Here is a 19,641-nt window from a genome sequence, read left to right as displayed (position 1 = left end):
CTGTCTCACCACTTTTCAGCGTTCCTTTGTTGACGTTCATTGCACTGGCCGTAGCTGCGCGACAAGACCGATTTCAACCGAGATCGAGTCCAATCACGCTGCGGTTCAAAGAGAGAAAGCTCTGTCTCGACAACCGATCGAGCGATACGCGAGACGAGAGTCGACGCCGGCGCAACCGGGATCGCCACAGCGTTCCTACCGGCCAGTGTCGGTACACCGCCGAGATCCAAACAGACCACCGGCAGGCCCACGGCCGCTGCTTCGGCCGCCACCCAGCCGCCCGAATCGTGCATGCTCGGGAAGAGCAGAACGGAGGAGGCCCCCATCTCGCCCACCACTTCCGATCTGTCGCGCCACCCGCGAAGCGTGATCTGACCGCGGCGATACGGAAGCGACATCTCAATCCGCCCGCGGGCGGGTCCCTCCCCGACAAAGGTCATGGACCAATCGGTGCCCAGCTGCTCGAGCGCATCCAGAATCAGATCGATTCCTTTGTACTGCAACAGTCTTCCTACGAACAAGAGTCTTCGTTTCGGCCTGGGTACCGTTTGCTTCTCGATTCCGTCGTAGTCCAGGACACAATTGGGTTGGACGACGACGTTGCGTGCCCGCGGTGCGCCACGTCCGCTGTCGGAGTTCATCGCGATGAAAGTGTCGACTCGTCCTGACATGAAGATGTGTGTCAGTGACCGAGCGGCTTTCGTCGAGCAGGTCCGAACTGCCGTGGTTGCCAGATACCGCATACCGATGCGCTTGGCGAGTGGCATCGGCGGGTAGGTGTTGCCCCCGGCAGGCCCCCATACGAGTCGTGCGCCGCCGGCTCCACCGAACAGCACCGGTGGGGGCAGCCAGTCGGACGCGAACGTTGCATGGTGCAGGACGTCGAAGTGTGCCGCTTCACGCCGAACGAACAGTGAAGTGTGCCAGAGCCATCGGAGATATCGACCGTACGATCCGGCCTCTTCCGCGGTCAAAGTCGCTATTCGTACGACACGAACTTCGCAACCGAGCTGTTCACATTCTGCTTCCAATGTGGGAGCCTCACCGGAGCGAGTCACCACCGTGATCGACTCACACAGTTCGGAAGCCGCCGAGAGAAGCGCCCAACCCGCCCCGGATTCACTCCCCTGATTCGGATCGCAGGCGTATGCCGTCATCAACAACCGTGTCATCGCGCTACCTCGAGCCTCTGTGCGCGCGGCATCCGTGAACCGCGGTGGCCGAATTGCTCTGAGAACCAACCGATGTTTCGTGCACCGTTGTCGAGAACCACGCGTTTGATCCGTGGGCTGATCAGGGCAGCGGGGATCAAGGTCGCCGACGCGAGTGCGAGCAAAGCGCGTTTGGCAATCTGAACCGTCAGCAGTGGCAGTCCGAGCTGTCCCTGACAGACCGCGAGGATTCGTCCGTTGTTGACGTACCGGGCGAAGAGCCAGGAGTCCCGACGCCGTTCCTCGTCGACGGGTTCGTACGCAAGCGCCTCGTCGCACCACAGCAGCCGGACACCGCCGGCACTCATCCGGAGCGTGAACTCGGTGTCCTCGCCGCCAGGTAGATCCCAGTCGTCACTGAAGTTCAAGCCGTTCAAAGCTTTCAGGTCCAACAACAGATTTCCAGCACCTGCCGACGCAACCGGCGTCCCGGTCGAATGTCGAACGCGAGTGTGCAATGGAAGTTCCGAGGCGGGCAGGCCCACCGGAATCACGGGACCGGCCACAGCACCTGCGTCGAAATCTGCGGCGCAGGTGAGGAGATTCGACAGCCAGTCGAAGTCGACGTACTCGTCGTCGTCGACGAAGATGATGTACCGACGATCTCGTGCACGGGCGAGATCGACCAGCGCACGTCGTGCCGGAGATACCCCGCCGAATCCGAGATGCAATCGTTCGATCCCGTCGGCGACATATATCGGCGTCGTGGATTCCGGATCGTTGTCGCCCACCACGATTTCGGCCTCGACGCCGGCGCCCTCGATCGACGCCTTGACACTCTCGACGCACACAGCAAGTGAGGCTTCTCGACGGAACGTCAGAATCGCGACCATGACGCCGCTCAGGTTCTTCATGAGAGATCAACTTTCGGTCGAGAGGTGTGATTCATCGAGACCAGGAGTGCGACGCTCGCGTTGACACACGCCGACAGCGCCAAGGCTCCAGCGACATAGACGGCATCGTCGGACAGTCCGGCCCCGAGAACGATCAGAAACTGCACCGGCAGCAGCACTGCGCGGAACGTGTTGAGGGTTCCGGTCTTGTCCAGGACGCGGATCGACGTGCCGACGCCCAGAAGAATCCCGTTGAACGCCACCGCCAGCCCGCACATCAGAATGACCGGTATCAAGTTCGGAAAGTGCGTCCCGACCAGATGATCCATCAATCGCACTCCCGAGAGTCGAATCTCGAGCGTGAGACAGATCAGCGAAACGCAGATGATCGAAACCCAGAAGACCTGCAAGCCCACTCGGCGACCGAGTGCCATGCACTCGGCCGGGCTCATCGCTTCGACACCACTGCCGAACTTGCGCATCAGAATCGGCGAGATGCCCGCGAACATCAAGGACAGTGGACCGAGCAGTGTCTGGGCAGTTCTGATCTCACCGATCATCGAGATCGACGCCACCACGGTCAGTATCAAGAACATCGCCTGCTGCGCAGCTGATCCCATCAATATCTCGATCGCAAACGGCACGGATCTGTACCGGTGAGTGCGTGAGTACCTGATTGACGGCACCGGCGGTATCAGACGCATGGTTGCGTGACCGAGAACGAGCGCGACGAAGACACCGACCGTATAGGTCACGAGTGCAAGTGTCAGATTCTCGACCAGGAAAGCTGCTATAAGGACGAACGAGAGTGTCACGATCTGTATCGACGCAGAGATCCAACTCGCACCGTCGTGCATCAGCATCGTGCGTATCACGTCGAACACCACGAAACCAGCTGCAGCCAAGGCGTATACCGTGAGATTCATCGAGTCCGAGCCGGCAATCAGGAACAGAGCCCACACCGATGTCACTGATACCGCCGCCAGCGCGATCGTGGGTGCCAACGCCGGTCCGCGCTCGACGGTCCTCGCCCCTCGTGACAGCCAGACGTCGACGCCGATCGCTCGCCCCAGTGCCAGTGCCAACAGACCCGCCGATTGAATCACGGCAATCTGTCCTACTTCGATCGGACCGCCGAGTCGTGCCACCGAGGTGAGGACGACAAAAGTGAGGATGCTCGAAAGCGCCTGATCCGCCATGAATGTCACATGTCGAGTGCGATCGTTCACGATCTCACCTCGTTGATGAGCTCACGCATCGACGTCGCTGCCTTGCCCGATGTGAAGCGATTCGAGTAGTGACGATATGCGGATCTACGTATCGCCGATCGGTCGCCCGCTCCGAAGATCCGGTCGAGGGCCTCGCGAATCGACGACTCATCCAAGGAATGGAGAGGCGTTCCGCCAGGTCCGACGATGTCCGCGAGAGCGCCGCTGGTTGCGTAGATGACCGGGGTGCCAACCGACATCGATTCGATCGCAACGCGTCCGAACGGCTCTGCCCATTGAGACGGCACCACGGACGCCGCACTGTCGCGGAGTATCTCGATCACATCTTCGTGTGAAGTGAATCCGGCCAGCGTGACGTTGTCGCGAGCTGCGCTGATGCTGGAGATCTCGGCGTACTGCGGTCCGTCACCGAGCACTGTGAGTGAGGGACTTCCCTCGTCCTGTGGCCAGTTGCGCACCAGGTCCAGGACACCCTTCTCCGGTGTCAGTCGGCTCACGCAGACAACCGAATCAGTGCTCCGAAACGCGGGTTCGTTTTCTTCGAATCCGAAGTTCGGACGAACCACGACGCGATCGGAATCGATCAGTGGCCCCTCGATCAGCCGCGCTGTCATCGCGCTCGTTGCCACGAACCTGTGCTGCTTCCATCCCGAGACGCTCAGCTTGACTGCCGCAGCACTCAAGTAGCAGACAAGGCTCTGAAGTCGGCTGTTGCCGTAGCATCCGTTGCGGACACAGCTCGAGAAGTAGTTCGTGGAACCACATTCGGTGCACGTGCCATCCCCGCGCAACTTGGCGGACGGTGTGGCCAGGCGGTAGTTCCGAACCGCCTGCAGCGTAGGAATTCCGGCTGCTCGCGCAGCCACGAGCAACGAGGCCGAAAACGCAGGCCAGAGATTGTTGACGTAGACGACGTCGGGCCGCTCCGAACGGATAATACGAAACGCGTCGACAAGTACCCGCGGGCTGAATACTGCTGTGACTGCCGCCCACGGTCCCCCGGAGATCTCGGAGTTGTCCGTGGTGCACCGAACCGTCTCGTATCCGATCGATTCGAGGAGCTTGGATTCGTTCGCAAAGCTCTGCTCCTCGCCACCCGGGTTCCGATAGATCGCATGGAACATCAAGGCTTTCGGCTGCGTGGATCCACCGGCGGCCGTTAGGGTCACATCAGGCTTCGAACGCGCTACATCGAACGTCTTGTACATCTCACCGACCTCCTCTTTGCTGCGTAGCGAGGCTGTACACATCGTTCGTGTCGGCACGCCGCGCACTGTGAGAGCGGTGCGTCGAGGGTCCGTACGGTGCCAGGAAGACCCATACGATCAACCACATGGCGCCGAAGAAGAGCGTCGATTCCGTCAAGTCCATCGAGAAGACGAGAACCATGATCGCGACGACGGCGATGTACTCCGTTCTGCTGCGAGCTCGCCCGAGCGCCGTGCGCAGAAGCAGGTAAAAGCCGGCCAACAGCAGCAGGAATCCGATCCAACCGATCTGCAGACGAATGTCGAGCATTCCGTTGTGCGCGCTGGTCGCCGGAAAGGACAGCTTGGACCGGATCATCTGTCCAACGGCGCTGTCAGGTGCCCAGACCGAGCCGAAGCCCCAGCCGAGCAGAGGCCGCTGTTCGGCGTAGTAGCCGGATACCGTCCAGAGATGTAGCCGGCCGGTCAACGTGACATCTCGCGAGAGTATCGCTGCGACATCGGGTCCGAGCACCTTCATCGCGCCGGACACCCCGATGTAGAGCCCGATGATTACCGTCGAGGCGAGGTGAGCGTTCGGAGTCCGTCGAAAACACTTCAGAGCAAGCACTGTCGCCAGTGCAATCCCAGCAGCGACGAGACTGGTCTGGCTCCGGGCTTCGAACAACACGATGCCCGCGACAGCAAGCGCCGCCACCCACGGTATCCGCTTGACGTCGGGAAGCATGAGTATGACAGCAACGAGAACAACTTCGATCGCAGCCATTCGGCCCAAAGTGTTCTTGTGGGTGAAGATTCCGCGATAGGCAACGGCGCGGGTGTCCACGTCGATGCCAGTCGAAGGATCGAGAATCACGACGATCAGAGACAGGACGAGTAGTACCAGCAAGGTGATGGCCACAGTCCGCACTCGCACCGCGAAGGTCAACTCCCGGGCGACGATGATTCCCGAGATCGCCAGGCACACGATGACGATGCCGGCGACTGCGGAGTTCCGGGGTAGCGTCGACCAGTACCAGCTGGTCGCCGGAACGCAGGCCGCGATCAGAAGCGCGAAGACGGGCCAGGTCGCATTCCGTGAGTATCGCCGATCGAGGAAGTAGACCAACGCCAGTGTCGCCGCGAGAACGGCCGAACCGTGTACGAGCAACGATCCGAGAGCTGTCTTCTGCGTGTACGCCTGAAAGGCTCCGCTCGCGCCGATGACCGCGATCACCAATGCCGTTCGCAAGATCAGCGGATCGTGCGGAGCCTCATTTTCGCACGGCACCGGTGCCGCCTTTTGATCAGTAGGCGCCATCACTTCCCACCACCGCCTTGAGCGTCTTCGCGACGATCATGACGTCACCCATCATCGACCAGTTGTCGACGTAGGAAAGGTCAAGGCGGACAGTGTCTTCCCACGAAAGATCCGAACGTCCACTGACTTGCCACAGGCCGGTGACACCGGGCTTGACCAGCAGTCGGCGACTGACCGCACCGTCGTACATCTCGACCTCGCGCCGAAGCGGTGGCCGCGGTCCGACGACGCTCATCTCTCGCCGAAGGACGTTGACGAACTGGGGCAACTCGTCGATCGAGTACCGACGCATGAAGCGACCGACAGTCGTCACCCGCGGATCGTCTCGCATCTTGAAAAGCACTCCGGCGCCTTCGTTCTCCTTCATCAGCGCCGTGACCTGAGAATCCGCATTCTGGACCATCGAGCGGAACTTGAGCATCGGGAACGGCTGCCCGTCCAACCCCATCCGCTCGGACTTGTAAAGAACCGGCCCCTTGCTCGTGAGCTTGACTGCGATCGCAGCCGCCAGAAGCACCGGACTGATCACGACGAGTACCACGGTTGCGAAGACGATGTCGAAGGTCGTCTTCGTGAACTTCTGTGCGCCGTGATAGCGCGGACGCTCGACATGGATCAGCGGAAATCCAGCGACCGGGCGCATCGACAGCCTCGGTCCGGACACGTCCAGAATCCCCGGTGCGACAACAAGGTCCACATGATCACGCTCGAGTTCCCAGGCCAGTTTGCGCAGCCCTTCCGGGCCGAGTCGCTCCGACGCCGTCACCGCCACCGTGTCGGCCCCGACCTGTTCGAGTGCGTCGGCGACGCTGTGCTCGTCCCCGAGCACCGGAATGTCCCGGCCGTTCACTGTGACAACTTCGCCCACGTCTCCGCCGTAGCCAGGTACGCAGACGCCGACGACTCGGTATCCATGGGCATCGTCGCGCTCGAGGTTGCGTGCAAGATCGACAACCGCCCCTCGCACACCGACCACGAGAACTGCAGTTCGAAATTCACCTCGGGCCCGCTCACGAGCAATCACCCGTCGCCAGATCCAACGACTCGCGATCAAGGCGGTCAATCCCATCGGAAACGCAACTGCGAGGTACAGGCGCGCGATCTCCAGGTGAAGGAGAAGGCTGGCGATCGCAATCAGTCCGAACAGGCGGAGCGTTCCGACAGCGATCAATCGGTACTCTTCAGGGCCGCTTCCGATCACCCGAGGAGATCTGGTGCGAAACACTCTCAGTACGGCGAACCAGCCGATGATCAGGGCGAAAGACAGTGCGGTGTAGCTCAAATGGCCGAACGCTTCACCGTCGACGACATCCGCGTCGCTACCGAATCGCCACCATTGAGCCAGAAACACAACTGCCGCAACGATGATCGTGTCGGTGATCGCCAGGCGACGAAGATACGCAGATTGCCATTTCCTGCGTGCGGACACTCCACCAGCCCGCTCCGGCGCTACTCGTCGGTGTTGTTGTGGCCGTTCGTTCGTAGGCGCGGCCATATCGAGAACCGTCATGTGTTCAGATACCTTTCCCCAAGCACAGAATTCGGCCTGAAGCTGTTCACCGGCCGAGGTCCATCGGACCGCCGTGCCGAATCCCGATACTTCGACTGCGAAGCAACTGCTCCGCATCACTGCGTTCAGTGCGAATGGTCGCATTACGTGCGCCTTGTAGTTAGCCCGGCGACTATTGTCAGGCCTCGGCCCAACGGTCGATTGATGCGGCATTGCCGCAGCTCACACCCCATGATTGAAGCAGAGTCCACTAACGACCCAAACACGGGACGATCGGCGATTTCTCCTCGCCCGCTGACGTCGCCAGCCTCGATATTGCCGAGACTCAGGACTTGGCAATTATTCGGCTAGCTGGTCAGTACCAGTGAGGAGTTTGCCACATTCCGGACAACGTGGCAATAGCGCTTTCCGAACTTCTTCCGGACTCCGGCATTGAACTCAGTTACTTACCCTCCAAGCAGGAAGGTGCGAACATTCCCCACTATTACCGTTGCGTACCTATAGTTTTCATTTCCGTCGTCAATTGGACTCCACGTTTGGACGGAAACAAGCACGCAGTTGGTAATCGCTCTGCAAACCATGCTTTGATGCGTTCAGCGTCGCCTCAACCCTGGACGATTGTCCGATACTTCGCCTATGGGTGTCTTACCTACGACGGGCCGACAATGCGCGAACCTGCGATCGGGCGACACCGAGAATTCGGACATGCGAAAGGAGGAGCCTGCTCCCTCAACGACAGTCTATGAGGTCCTAAAATAGCTGCAGCACAGCTGAATTCGAGAGGTGCGGAATTGTATAGCCCCCCGGCTGCAAAGCGGGGCGATCGCTACCGATGGCCATGCAAGCGTGTGTGGCCGTATAGGGTCAGCTGACGATCGACACGCTTGTTGGCACCCAATAGCGGAGAGTGTCTCTCGAATAATCGACGTTGCGAGACAACTGATCAGCTGGGCGCAGGCTATCGAGAAAACCCCGCACGCTTCAATGGCCTTACGCGAACCCACGTTCGTTTCGTCGCAAGTCATCAAGACACGACCGAGGCCCACCGGTTGTGTGGCATACGTGAGCAACTCCCGCAGAGCAGTCGACGCTCTCCCTTCCGGTGTTCCGACGGCCGGACCCCTTCTTACCGTCTCGAGCGATCCGCCAGTTGGTTGCCGGGACAATGTCGGGCCCGGCAACGCCGCCGGCTGCGCGAACAGCTCCTGCACCCTCTGTCCAAATCCATCGCGGGATGCAACCAGATCGATCTACCCAACTACTGCGACGACCGATGAACCTGCATTCCGGCAATGCGCGTCGCAGACTCAGAGGACCCGACTAGAGATTGCGTCCGATTCACCACATAGAGAAGGGCCCCCGAGCATTGCTCGGGGGCCCTGTGAGGCGTCGGGTTTAAAGTACGACCAAGTCAGATGACTGTCGACGTGACCTTTCGTTCGCCAACTGGATTGCTGTCCACGGAACCTCCCACGGCCACGTCAGCGACAACCGGATCGGAATCGTAGTAGTACTTGTATTCGTAGGATCCACGGCCGTTCAGCGGGGTCATCGTGATGACGGTGCCGAGAATCGTCGCACCCACACTGTGGAGATTGCCGACCGCCCTGCTCAGCTGTTCCCTCTTCGTCGAGCCGTGACGCGCAATCACGAGCGCACCGTCCGCCAGAGCTGAAAGAACTGCAGCATCCGTAACAGGAAGCAACGGCGAGGCGTCGATGATGACGTAGTCGAACCTTCTGCGGAGGTCGGCAAAGACTGCATGAGCAGTGTCAGTGCCCAGCAATTCGCTCGGGTTCGGAGGAATCGGACCCGAGGCAAGAACCGTCAGGTCGGCATTGCTCGTAACTTGAAGTACGTCGTCCAGGTCTGCTTGCCCGGCCAGGACCGAACTCAGACCGACGCTTCCGATAAGTCCAAGGTACTTCGAAACGCGAGGCTTACGAAGGTCACCTTCGACGAGACACACCTTCTTGCCTGCCTCGGCCAACACGAGTGCGATGTTGACCGCAGTCGTGGTCTTTCCCTCGGAGGGAAGAGAACTCGTGACGACGATGACACTCGGTGGGCGATCCACGGCCAGGAACTGCAGATTGGTTCGGAGCTCGCGGTACGCCTCGGCACTTGCGGAATTGCCCTCGTGGAAGTTGATCGCTTGATGAACTTCGCGTTCCTTGTCGAACGGAATTGTTCCCACCATCGCCGCGCCGGCGATGTCTTCGACCACCTTGCGCTCTTTGACGGTGTTGTCCAGGCGATCACGCACCACAGCCAACCCGATCCCCAGCAGAAGCCCGATCGCGGCACCGAGCGCCACGTTCCGCGATGTCTTCGGCGACACCGGTTCCGCGGGAGTTTGTGCTCGCTGCTCGACAACGACGCGCGCCGGCGCTGTGCCACCATTCGCAGGCGTACCCAGATCTTTGACCATGACGACAAACTCGTCCGACAGCGCATTTGCGATTTCACGTGCCAGTTCAGGCGACGCATCTTGCACACTCAAATCGAGAAGTACCGTGTCCGGCGCCGATGTCGCGGTCACCTTGGACGAAATCTCCGCAGCGGAAAGCCCGCCGAGCCGATCGGGCCCGACTGAATCGATCGTTCTTTGTGCCAGTGTCTCGCCGGTAAGGAGCTTGGCGTAGGAAGTGACCAACTGCTGCGAGAGCTGGTTACCTTGGTAAGCCTCGTTCACGGTTGTTCCGGTAGAGGTCGACACGAACAGGCGCGTGGAAGCCTGGTAGACCGGCGTCGCAATCAACGAGGCGCCCAATGCGCCCAAGATCACGACCACAGTGACGACAGCGACTATCTTCCACCGTGCCTGCAAAATCTTCAGGTAGTCCCGTACATCCATCGTCGAATCTCCTTCGGCTCGAACACGTATCACGTCTTCGAGTAGTAATCGACAGCCGCTGTCGAGCCGCTGCACTCAATGCAGGCTGAACGAGGCAGCCAATCTTCTATCGCGCGTCCCTGCGTCCCAGCGCGAGGTATTTGCCGAAACAGCCAGGGGGGAGAAGCCTTCACGGCATCTCACACATCTCACTTCCTGGCCGATACATGATCGGGAAGCGGCGAACACGCGACACTGACAAACCCGCGACACTGACATCGGGTCCACTCGCACATCGCGCAGAGCAGACACAACGTGCAGCCAGGCTGAACTCTACTGCGTCATTGGTCTTTTCACCACCGCAACGGAGCCTCGGAACGCCCTCGGTATCGTCAATCGACCGCGCCGACCGCGAAAGGGTCACATACCATAGCGAGCCGTAGGACCAACGTCCGTCGTCGACCAACTACGTAACTTGCCGCCGGAAGTTGATGCACACCAACCGAACAAGGCAACATGCCCCTCACCATGCGACGCACGAGCTGCGATCCCAGCATCTCCCCCGGTTACAGCTCGCTCGCTGACGGACTTTGGTCCCGGGCGCACGGCCACTTCCCCTCGATGCCTACAACAACCCAGCCTCCGTGAAGGTTTCACCGGTTTACGGCCTCCCGAGACCTCGGTAGGTCCACCCTGCGTCGCGCCAGGTGGTCGGTTCCAGGCAGTTACGTCCGTCGATGATGACCTTCTTGCGGACGACAGCTTCGAGGTCCGACGGCAACAGCTTTCGAAACTCGGTCCACTCGGTCAGAACCAAGACGACGTCAGCGCCTGCGCACGCGTCAAGTGCGCTCGAAGTGTAAGTGAGGGTAGGGAACAACGCCTTCGAGTTTCCCATTGCTTTCGGGTCATAGACATTGACGGCAGCGCCTTGCAGCTGAATCTGGCCGGCAACGTTCAGCGCAGGTGAGTCACGCACGTCGTCGGAGTCAGGCTTGAAGGCGGCACCGAGAACCGCAACGTTGGCTCCTAGCAGCGAACCACACGCTTCTCGAGCCAGTTCGACCATCCGAGTACGGCGACGCATGTTGATATTGTCGACTTCGCGTAGGAAAGTGAGTGCTTGATCTGCTCCCAGCTCACCCGCACGTGCCATGAAAGCACGGATGTCCTTCGGTAGGCAGCCACCACCGAAACCGATTCCGGCGTTGAGGAATCGCCTACCGATTCTCTCGTCGTGGCCGATGGCATCGGCAAGAACGGTCACATCTGCACCCGACGCCTCACAGACCTCCGAGATCGCATTGATGAACGAGATCTTCGTCGCCAGAAATGCATTGGCTGATGCCTTGACCAACTCCGAAGTCGCAAGGTCGGTCACGACAAAGGGAATACCTTCGTTCAAGAGCTGCTCGTACACTTCACGCGCAACCGATTCCGCACGTCCGGGTCGATGGCGGTCGACCCCGAGCACAAGCCGGTCCGGGTGAAGCGTGTCTTTCACCGCGTAGCCTTCCCGGAGAAATTCCGGATTCCACGCCACCTCGACGTCTTGTCCGGCAGGCGCCAGTTCGCGTGCCCGCGCACCCAGTCGCTCTGCTGTGCCCACTGGCACAGTTGATTTCCCGAAAATAACGGTCGGCCTGGTCAAGAGGGGCGCGAGCGTCTCGATCACCGAATCGACAAAACGCATGTCGGCCGCGAACTCCCCCTTCTTCTGCGGCGTGCCGACGCCGAGGAAATGGATGTCGGCGAACTCTGCGGCTTCCTCGTAGGAGGCGGTGAATCGAAGACGTCCCGCGGCTATGTTGCGGCGCAGCACTTCCTCGAGTCCTGGTTCGTAGAAAGGAACCTCCCCAGCTTCGAGCATGGCGAGCTTGTTCGGATCAACATCCACCCCGAGAACCTCGTGGCCCAACTCGGCCATGCACGCAGCATGTGTCGCCCCGAGGTAGCCGGTGCCGAATACCGCAATACGAGAAGTCATAACGATGTCTGCCTGTCGAAGTCGGGTTTACGTCGAATAATGCTGTAGTACTTCATGTCCTGATCGAATCGACATTCTGTCGATACCACTCCACGGTCGATGCGATCCCCGCACGAAGGTCAATCCTGGGCTGCCACCCCAAATCTCGAAGCTTCCCGATGTCGAGCAACTTCCGCGGCGTCCCGTCAGGTTTCGAATGATCCCATTCGATCTCGCCGTCGAACCCGATCTCGTCCGCCACGATCGCGGAGATCTCCGCGATACTCTGGTCCTCGCCCGTACCGACATTGACGTGTTCTGCTCCGTCAAAGTGGTCGAGCAAGTGAAGGCAGGCATCCGCCATGTCGTCGACGTGGAGAAACTCGCGTCTCGGCGTCCCGCTGCCCCAGTTCACGACTGACGCAACTCCATCACGGCGCGCGTCGTCGAAGCGCCTGATGAGGGCCGGCAGCACATGAGAGCCCTTGGCGGAGAAGTTGTCACCCGGGCCGTAGAGATTGGTCGGCATCGCGGAGATCCACGGACGCCCGAACTGCTTTCGAACGGCCTGTACCTGCAGGATTCCCGCGATCTTTGCGATGGCATATGCATCGTTCGTCGGTTCCAAATGACCGGTCAGAAGATATTCTTCGCGAATCGGTTGAGGAGCGAATTTCGGGTAGATGCACGATGATCCGAGGAACAGCAGGCGATCTACGTCGAATTCGGCCGCCGCGTCCATCACGTTCACCTGGATGCGAAGGTTGTCGGAGATGAAGTCCACCGGCAGTGTGCTGTTCGCCAGGATCCCGCCGACTCTGGCTGCCGCGAGAACCACGTTCTTCGGCCTCTCAGCAGCGAAGAATTCGAACACTGCACCGCGGTCGCGAAGATCTAGTTCGGCAGACGTGCGACCGACAAGGCGACTAAAACCGTCGGCTTCCAACCGACGCCAAATCGCTGAACCCACGAGGCCACGATGACCCGCGACGTACACCGCGTCGCTCCGATCGAGGGGCTTCTGCGCGTACTCCCCCGTCATCGAGCGTGCTCCCAATCCACCAGGTTCGGACGGTCGATCCAGGGCTTGCCCTCACACGTCAGAGCCTCGATGTCCGCATCGACCATGATTCGAGCCAGCTCAGGGGTATGCACAGTCGCCTTCCAGCCGAGCTTCTGCTCCGCCTTACCGGCATCTCCGATCAACGCATCTACTTCCGTCGGCCGCAGATAGCGCTCGTCGAAGCGCACGTGATCTTCCCAGTTCAGGCCGGCGTGCTCGAAGGCCACCGTCAGGAAATCCTTGACCGAGTAGTTGCCGCCTGTCGCGAGCACGTAATCGTCCGGTTCGTCGGCCTGCAGCATTCTCCACATTCCCTCCACGTACTCCGGCGCATAGCCCCAGTCGCGGATTGCATCGAGATTGCCCATGTACAAATGGCTTTCCAGACCGGCCTTGATCCGTGCCACCGCTCGCGTGATCTTACGAGTGACGAATGTTTCGCCTCGCCGGGGAGATTCGTGGTTGAACAGAATTCCGTTCACGGCAAAGATCCCGTACGCCTCGCGGTAGTTCTTGGTGATCCAGTACGAGTACACCTTCGCAGCACCGTACGGCGATCGCGGGTAGAAGGGAGTCTGCTCGTCCTGCGGAGGCGGTGTCGCACCGAACATCTCGGAACTGGACGCCTGGTAGAACCTGCATTCGAGACCAGCCATCCGGACTGCTTCGAGCAACCTGATCGACCCGATTCCCGTCGTGTCACCGGTGTGTTCCGGCTCGTCGAAACTCACCCGCACATGGGACTGCGCTGCGAGGTTGTAGACCTCGTCCGGGCGTATCTGTGCGAGAAGAGTGACCAAACGCGCCCCGTCGCTGAGATCGCCGTAATGAAGGAACAGTTTTGCGTCCGGCGTGTGGGGATCCACATACATGTGATCGATTCGAGCTGTATTGAACGTGGACGATCTACGAATAAGTCCGTGGACCTCGTACCCCTTGCTCAACAACAGCTCGGCCAGGTATGAACCGTCTTGGCCTGTAATTCCGGTGATCAGTGCCTTCTTCATTTCTCTCCTTCATGTGTATGTACGACCATCTGTATGTACGATTTCAAGATTTTCGGGCATCTATTCACACGGTCACGCCCGTCTTCTCCATGCTCGAAATTCGCCGCACCGAAATACAGATGCACGGAATGACTTGGAGTACAACCATTCCTGCGGATAACCCCAGGTACAGCGCGGCGGGTCCGAGATCAGGAATCAAAGATATTGCCAATGCCATCCCGGCGAGGCCGCTCAGCCAGACGCACAGGACTTGCAACCACAGCCCTCGCGGGTCCATGAGGAACATTGCCGCCGGTTGATGCACCGAAACAACAAGGATGTAAACACTTCCGGCCAAAACGGTTGCCAGTGGCACGGCAAGGCTTCCACCCGAGACAAACCGTATTCCCGGATAGCTGATGACGATCAGGGCGAGCGCAAATACGGCGCCTACAGTGCCGAGAAGCACTATATGCTGGGAAAATTCGCGTACCCGAAGTGTCCCGAGTCGGTAGCGTTGGCGATATCTCGACCACAAGTTCTGACCCATCACTCCCAAGATCGCCAGTAGCGGTCCAGCGAATTGCGCCACTACCGAATATTGTGCGACGTCTTCCACCGTCCCGAAAGTGGAGATCAGCAACCTATGGCTCTGAAAGCCGACGACCATGCCGATCGATATGAGAAAAAACGGAACCGCAGTTTCAGCCATGCGAACTCGCACCGGGCTTGTAAGACTCCAGCCGACCAACGAACCCACGTCGCCGGAAATCGACCGAAGCGCGAGAGCAAGGGTCAGAAATCCGACGGCGAGGTAGCCTGCGCACGGTGCCAGAACAAACAGGTAGGCCGGCGCGTGAGTAGTCCAACAGACCACTATCACGATCAGTTGAATGATCGGACCGATCAACGCTGCGGTAACGACAACGCGCATCTTTCCGCAACCCTGCAGGATGCGGGATCCCAAACCCAACGGAATACCAACTGCCGCAGATATAATCACCACTGTGGCCAGCGCTGACGCATGACTCATCTCACCGACTGCGCCTAGCATCGGCACCCACAGCCCCAACTGGTAGAACAGGAAAGCGAGGCTTGCGACAGCGAGGGACACCAGAACGGTAACCAGACTCGCCCGCCGAAAATGGGATTGGAACGACATCCGATCGAGTGCACCACTTCGGTAATCTGCTGTTGCATTAACCATGGTCGCGCCGATACCGAAGTCCGCGAAGGGAAGTAGGTTCAACATGGACGCCATCAGCGCATAGAAGGCGTAGTACTCAACGCCGTAGTCGCGAGACAGAATTGCTATTACGGCGAAGTTCGCACAAGCTCCGGCCAGCAGACCTACCAGTCGAAAGAACCCGGTCCCACCCAGGTCGATCGACTTCGCCGACCTCAGGTAAGAGCTGACCACTGTGTTCACCCTCGCGCCTCCGAGGTTCCCGCACCAGACACGATTGTGGACTGCTTCAGACCGCTGTTATCGAGCCGAGAAAGTACCTTGTAGCACGCGGCAACTGCTACCTTCGTGCAGCCCCGCAGGTAAAACCCACGCGCGAACGACGCTCGTCCCATACGTGCGTTCGCAGCTGCGGCAACCGCCGATGCGCTCATCAGCCGAACGGTGATCCCCAGATGTCGCGCGTAGTGCCCCCTGATCGACTCCTTGCACAATAGCGATTTCTCGGGAGAACCAATGGATTTCCCTGCGTACATCGAATACACGAGGGACACAGTGTTGTGTTGAACGATTCGGCCGACGACGGATAGCCGAATGAACAATTCGTAGTCGTCGGCATAACGCTCGACGATCTCAGGTACGTCGAGAGCGATCGCCGCTTCGTAATCGGCACGCCGAACCAGCGCCGCTCCCGGTGGAAACGGACCATAACCTTGCGTCAACAGGGTTCGAGTATTGATCTCGGAGTACGACTGTTTGTTCAACCGACTACGCCCACGCGGGAGGCTCGCCATCACACGTCCAGCGACGACTGCGCAGTCCGCCTGCGCGGAGAGAATACGCAAGGACTCGTGAACGCCGGATGTGACCAGAAGATCATCCGCGTCCAGGAACACGATGTACGGTGCCGTGACAAGCGCGGCCCCCCGTCGTCTCGCAAGGTATGCACCCGCATTGGGCTGCGTCAGGACACGGATGTCGTGGGCGCGACATAGCGCGGCGGTACCGTCTGTGGATCCGTCGTCCACCACGATGACTTCCGAAGCGCCCGCATTGTGCGCGCTCTCGATTGACGCCATAAGTGTGGCTTCCGCGTTGAAAGCTGGTATGACAACTGCGAAGTTCGACTTCAATTCCGTTGTGGGTTCTGAAGATTCACCGGACACGAGGAGTCACCCCCGCTAGTACTCGTCTTTGGACACGATCAGTTTTTGCAAGAAGCGCAACTCCCAAGGACACTGCATAATCGAGCCGGTGCGACCTGAAGACTGTGACACCGGTCAGGGCGCGCGATCGCCGCATGTCCCGATAGTGATCCATCATGCCCCGCACCGAACCAGCACCGGCCGAATCGAAATCACAGAAGAACTCGGTCCACACCCGCGGTTCTGATCGGACTGCCATCTTCAACAGATACAGCTGATCGGCACTGAGCCCGAATTCGGTATCGTAACCGCCGATCTCAACATGCAGAGACTTCTCGATCACACATGCTTGATGGGGAATGATGTTTCCACCCAGGGAGAATCGGGACAGACTGAACGGGATCCGGCCACCGATTCCGATGGAACTTCCGGAGTCATGAATGTTGCTCAGCCCGTAACCCCACCGCCAAGAGACGTCCCCTCTTTGATACTCCCGAGAAACTCGTTCCAGAACGTCACCTGAATGGAATACGTCCGACGAGTGCATGAACCACAGCAATTCGCCACTCGCCAACTCTGCACCGATGTTCATTGCGTCATAACGACCGCTGTCGAGACCTGTGTTCCACACCAACGAATCACCCAGTGAATCAAGGTATTCCACAGTCCCATCGGTCGAGCCACCGTCGATCACGATGTGTTCGACTCCTCGTGCACTCTGAGTCCGGACACTCTCGATCGTGCGGACCAGCCCAGATAGATCGTTCCTGGTGATGGTAATGACGGTGACCGATGAGTTCATCGAGAAACCCCTCTCGCGAGTGCATAGGCGTCATTGAGTGCTGTCCGCGCACTCACGACGTCGACAGTTCGGTTGAAACTTTGTGTCTTGGCCTGAACTGCGGTCCGGTAGTCCAGGCAGTCGAAATAGTGTGTGACGGCCGTCGAAAGCGACTCGGCGGTATTGCCGGCGACTGGATAACCAAGCGAGACCATACTTTTGATATCTCGACTGATTACGGAGACACCTACAGCGGCAGCCTCCGCCGCGGATATCGGAGCGCCCTCCCAGGCTGCAGTATGGAGATACAGCGAACTGGCGCGCACTTCATCCAGCACCTGTTCAGCTGGAATCCAGCCCGTCACCCGAACCCCTGATTCCACGAGACTTTCTTTCAAGACGGCTTCACCATCTCCTACCCACACGAACTCGAACCTGCTCGACAGCCTTGATGCAATATCGGCGAACAATTGGGGATCTTTTTGGGGAAATATTCTTCCCACCATCACTACTCGGCTTCTTTCAGCCGATGTTTCCGTTGCCCCATGGCTGCTTGCGCGCAAATACCCGCCGTGATCGGTCGGTGATACGTTGCCGACCACGATCGAGGTGGAGGAGTTCGACAACTCCGTAGTCAACTCGGCTTCTCGTCCACTCACCGCGACAACGCACTGGCGCCGAATCGAAAGTAGCCCACGCTCAACAGACTTGTAGAGTACCCGCGCGAGAGGGCTGACGTCGGTGCGCTCGAACGCATAGCAGTGTGGGGTGTATACGATCCCAGCCCGGTGTCCTGGGATGATCCGGGCGAGACCGGCAAGACTGGAATGCAGGTGCAGAATATCGAAATCTCCTCGGCGCACCATACGAATCGCGGACAGTAACAGTGCGGCCAAACTTCCAGGTACCAATGTCACGCTGAGTTCGGAGGGAAAATTGTACGTGCTCTGCCCGACCCGTTCGCGAGCGATCACGCAGTGATGCATTTCCGGGGTCAACGCCTGATAATTCAAGATCGCGGTGCTTACACCCCCTCCGAGTGCTTCCGTGACATGCAGAACTTTCATCGCGCACCATCTCTCGTCGGACCGGCACCAACCGGTGCATCTCGAATCGTTTTCATCTCAACGTCTTCCGTCTCCGAAGTATCAAATGATCGTTTCCGCATGCCTGAGGAGCACAAGAGAAGGAGGAGAGGGCACAAGAACGGAAGCAGACCGGTTCGATAGGGTTGGATCGGCGCCTCCAGGAAACCCACAGCAACCGTGGTCACGATAAGCGCCGATGCCAAGTATCGATTTTCGACATCCGTGGTCAGCAGCGCCCAGACCGCAGCGACGACAAGCATGGCAATTCCGAGAAACCCGACGGCGACGCCGAGTTCCAGCCAAATGTTGTGCGCGGCATAGTTGGAGGAGAAGCGATACGCGTTATGCTCCGTCCAATAGTTCGGGCCGTGACCAACACTCGGGCTCTCCGAAATCAGCTCCTTTGCTCTCATCCACAAAGCACCGCGATAGGTGTAGTCACGAAGTCCGTACACTCGGAACACCGGGACAAAAGAAATCGCCAACGCAATCATCGCAGCTGCCAGAGCCACAACCCGCGTCGTGCGGTTCCCGATACCCAGGACTACGAGGTATCCGAGAATCAAACCGATCATTGCTGTTCGACTACCTGAAATTTCGATCACGATGAGGCTTGCCAGTCCAACCGCCGCGACTGTGATCCAGTGTTGCCGATAGACGGCAATGACGCTCAGCAATGCGACACAAAGCCCGAGAAAGTTGCCGTTGCCGGTAATGGACGACGTGAGAACTTGGCCAGCCACAGTGCACTTGTCCACTCGACAGGTCTCGGCCACAGCCTCAGGCCAAACGACGAAAACCACAGCGACAGTCAGACAAAGTACCAGCAGACCTTGGTAAGACAGACGGGTCCAATTCAGTACATCAACAGAGAGGGCACGGCACCACAGGAGCGTAGGCACAATCATGAATATCGCTCCGACGATGCCGATGTCCACGACCCCGAAGATGAGGGCCGGCATGATCACTACCGCCATTACCAGCAACGCGGGAATGTAGGGGAACGATTCGCGGGACCCCAGCGCCACAATGAATATCGCGATTCCTATGACAATCGAGGGTAGGTAGGCGATCACGAAGACCGCGGATCCGGAAACCGGAATGTATAGGGCAAGGACGCTACCCAACACGGCCTTGAAAAGGACCGGCCAAACGACCGATACCCAAAACCAGATCCCGATCAAGCCGCTTCCGGTACTTGTCGAGTTTTGAGGTCGGGTTTGCAACACCGTAACCACACTTGCACGTGCGATCAGCAAGAGAAAAACACTGGCAAACAACAGGATCGAGAGATTCATG

15 protein-coding genes are annotated in these 19,641 nt (G+C 59.1%); all 15 read right to left on the bottom strand.

The annotated features are described in order from the left end of the window. Positions 1 to 5: 5 nt before the first annotated feature. On the bottom strand, positions 6 to 1,172 hold the full coding sequence (locus ABWI03_RS08205; protein WP_298775987.1) for a glycosyltransferase family 4 protein: 1,167 nt from the start codon (positions 1,170 to 1,172) through the stop codon (positions 6 to 8). Then, positions 1,169 to 2,065, bottom strand: coding sequence for a glycosyltransferase family 2 protein (locus tag ABWI03_RS08200; RefSeq protein ID WP_298775989.1), 897 nt, complete (start codon positions 2,063 to 2,065; stop codon positions 1,169 to 1,171). The genes ABWI03_RS08205 and ABWI03_RS08200 overlap by 4 nt, the downstream gene beginning before the upstream one ends. Beyond that, positions 2,062 to 3,273, bottom strand: a complete 1,212-nt coding sequence (locus tag ABWI03_RS08195; RefSeq protein WP_298775991.1) for an MATE family efflux transporter — start codon at positions 3,271 to 3,273, stop codon at positions 2,062 to 2,064. The genes ABWI03_RS08200 and ABWI03_RS08195 overlap by 4 nt, the downstream gene beginning before the upstream one ends. Then, positions 3,270 to 4,481: a glycosyltransferase family 4 protein gene (locus tag ABWI03_RS08190; protein ID WP_298775993.1), complete on the bottom strand. Its 1,212-nt coding sequence runs from the start codon at positions 4,479 to 4,481 to the stop codon at positions 3,270 to 3,272. The genes ABWI03_RS08195 and ABWI03_RS08190 overlap by 4 nt, the downstream gene beginning before the upstream one ends. Before the next feature lies 1 nt (position 4,482). Further along, on the bottom strand, positions 4,483 to 5,751 hold the full coding sequence (locus ABWI03_RS08185; protein ID WP_298775995.1) for an O-antigen ligase family protein: 1,269 nt from the start codon (positions 5,749 to 5,751) through the stop codon (positions 4,483 to 4,485). Between the two features lie 16 nt (positions 5,752 to 5,767). Continuing rightward, positions 5,768 to 7,291, bottom strand: a complete 1,524-nt coding sequence (locus ABWI03_RS08180) for a sugar transferase (protein WP_298775998.1) — start codon at positions 7,289 to 7,291, stop codon at positions 5,768 to 5,770. A gap of 1,411 nt (positions 7,292 to 8,702) precedes the next feature. Beyond that, on the bottom strand, positions 8,703 to 10,148 hold the full coding sequence (locus ABWI03_RS08175) for a tyrosine-protein kinase domain-containing protein (protein ID WP_095971961.1): 1,446 nt from the start codon (positions 10,146 to 10,148) through the stop codon (positions 8,703 to 8,705). A gap of 640 nt (positions 10,149 to 10,788) precedes the next feature. Beyond that, positions 10,789 to 12,114 (bottom strand): UDP-glucose dehydrogenase family protein, encoded by a 1,326-nt coding sequence (locus ABWI03_RS08170; RefSeq protein ID WP_166812203.1) that lies wholly within the window; start codon positions 12,112 to 12,114, stop codon positions 10,789 to 10,791. Positions 12,115 to 12,166: 52 nt separating this feature from the next. Further along, entirely contained in the window at positions 12,167 to 13,135 is a 969-nt protein-coding gene (locus ABWI03_RS08165) for a GDP-L-fucose synthase family protein (protein WP_298776006.1), read from the bottom strand. Further along, positions 13,132 to 14,163: a GDP-mannose 4,6-dehydratase gene (gmd, locus tag ABWI03_RS08160; RefSeq protein WP_019747432.1), complete on the bottom strand. Its 1,032-nt coding sequence runs from the start codon at positions 14,161 to 14,163 to the stop codon at positions 13,132 to 13,134. Before gmd ends, ABWI03_RS08165 begins: the two co-directional genes overlap by 4 nt. A 64-nt stretch (positions 14,164 to 14,227) precedes the next feature. Then, a complete protein-coding gene (locus ABWI03_RS08155) occupies positions 14,228 to 15,562 on the bottom strand; it encodes a lipopolysaccharide biosynthesis protein (protein ID WP_260395490.1) in 1,335 nt (444 codons plus the stop codon). A gap of 5 nt (positions 15,563 to 15,567) precedes the next feature. Continuing rightward, the gene (locus ABWI03_RS08150) at positions 15,568 to 16,494 is read right to left on the bottom strand and encodes a glycosyltransferase family 2 protein (protein ID WP_095971929.1); all 927 of its coding nucleotides are present in this window, start codon (positions 16,492 to 16,494) and stop codon (positions 15,568 to 15,570) included. Then, complete coding sequence (locus ABWI03_RS08145; RefSeq protein WP_095971928.1) at positions 16,484 to 17,275, bottom strand: glycosyltransferase; 792 nt, start codon at positions 17,273 to 17,275, stop codon at positions 16,484 to 16,486. The genes ABWI03_RS08150 and ABWI03_RS08145 overlap by 11 nt, the downstream gene beginning before the upstream one ends. Then, positions 17,272 to 18,321 (bottom strand): glycosyltransferase, encoded by a 1,050-nt coding sequence (locus tag ABWI03_RS08140; RefSeq protein WP_095971927.1) that lies wholly within the window; start codon positions 18,319 to 18,321, stop codon positions 17,272 to 17,274. The genes ABWI03_RS08145 and ABWI03_RS08140 overlap by 4 nt, the downstream gene beginning before the upstream one ends. Then, complete coding sequence (locus tag ABWI03_RS08135) at positions 18,318 to 19,640, bottom strand: O-antigen ligase family protein (protein ID WP_298776020.1); 1,323 nt, start codon at positions 19,638 to 19,640, stop codon at positions 18,318 to 18,320. The genes ABWI03_RS08140 and ABWI03_RS08135 overlap by 4 nt, the downstream gene beginning before the upstream one ends. Between the last annotated feature and the right edge of the window lies 1 nt (position 19,641).

The organism is Rhodococcus baikonurensis (assembly GCF_040489275.1).
GTDB classification, from domain to species: domain Bacteria; phylum Actinomycetota; class Actinomycetes; order Mycobacteriales; family Mycobacteriaceae; genus Rhodococcus_F; species Rhodococcus_F baikonurensis.
Note: the sequence above shows the minus strand (reverse complement) of the source record. Positions and strands in the feature narration are given on the sequence as shown.

Bases quoted from the DNA above. Each gene is read 5' to 3' on its own strand.
- ABWI03_RS08205 (WP_298775987.1), bottom strand. From the start codon at position 1,172: ATGACACGGTTGTTGATGACGGCATACGCCTGCGATCCGAATCAGGGG.
- ABWI03_RS08200 (WP_298775989.1), bottom strand. From the start codon at position 2,065: ATGAAGAACCTGAGCGGCGTCATGGTCGCGATTCTGACGTTCCGTCGA.
- ABWI03_RS08190 (WP_298775993.1), bottom strand. From the start codon at position 4,481: ATGTACAAGACGTTCGATGTAGCGCGTTCGAAGCCTGATGTGACCCTA.
- ABWI03_RS08180 (WP_298775998.1), bottom strand. From the start codon at position 7,291: ATGACGGTTCTCGATATGGCCGCGCCTACGAACGAACGGCCACAACAA.
- ABWI03_RS08175 (WP_095971961.1), bottom strand. From the start codon at position 10,148: ATGGATGTACGGGACTACCTGAAGATTTTGCAGGCACGGTGGAAGATA.
- ABWI03_RS08170 (WP_166812203.1), bottom strand. From the start codon at position 12,114: ATGACTTCTCGTATTGCGGTATTCGGCACCGGCTACCTCGGGGCGACA.
- ABWI03_RS08165 (WP_298776006.1), bottom strand. From the start codon at position 13,135: ATGACGGGGGAGTACGCGCAGAAGCCCCTCGATCGGAGCGACGCGGTG.
- gmd (WP_019747432.1), bottom strand. From the start codon at position 14,163: ATGAAGAAGGCACTGATCACCGGAATTACAGGCCAAGACGGTTCATAC.
- ABWI03_RS08145 (WP_095971928.1), bottom strand. From the start codon at position 17,275: ATGAACTCATCGGTCACCGTCATTACCATCACCAGGAACGATCTATCT.
- ABWI03_RS08140 (WP_095971927.1), bottom strand. From the start codon at position 18,321: ATGAAAGTTCTGCATGTCACGGAAGCACTCGGAGGGGGTGTAAGCACC.
- ABWI03_RS08135 (WP_298776020.1), bottom strand. From the start codon at position 19,640: ATGAATCTCTCGATCCTGTTGTTTGCCAGTGTTTTTCTCTTGCTGATC.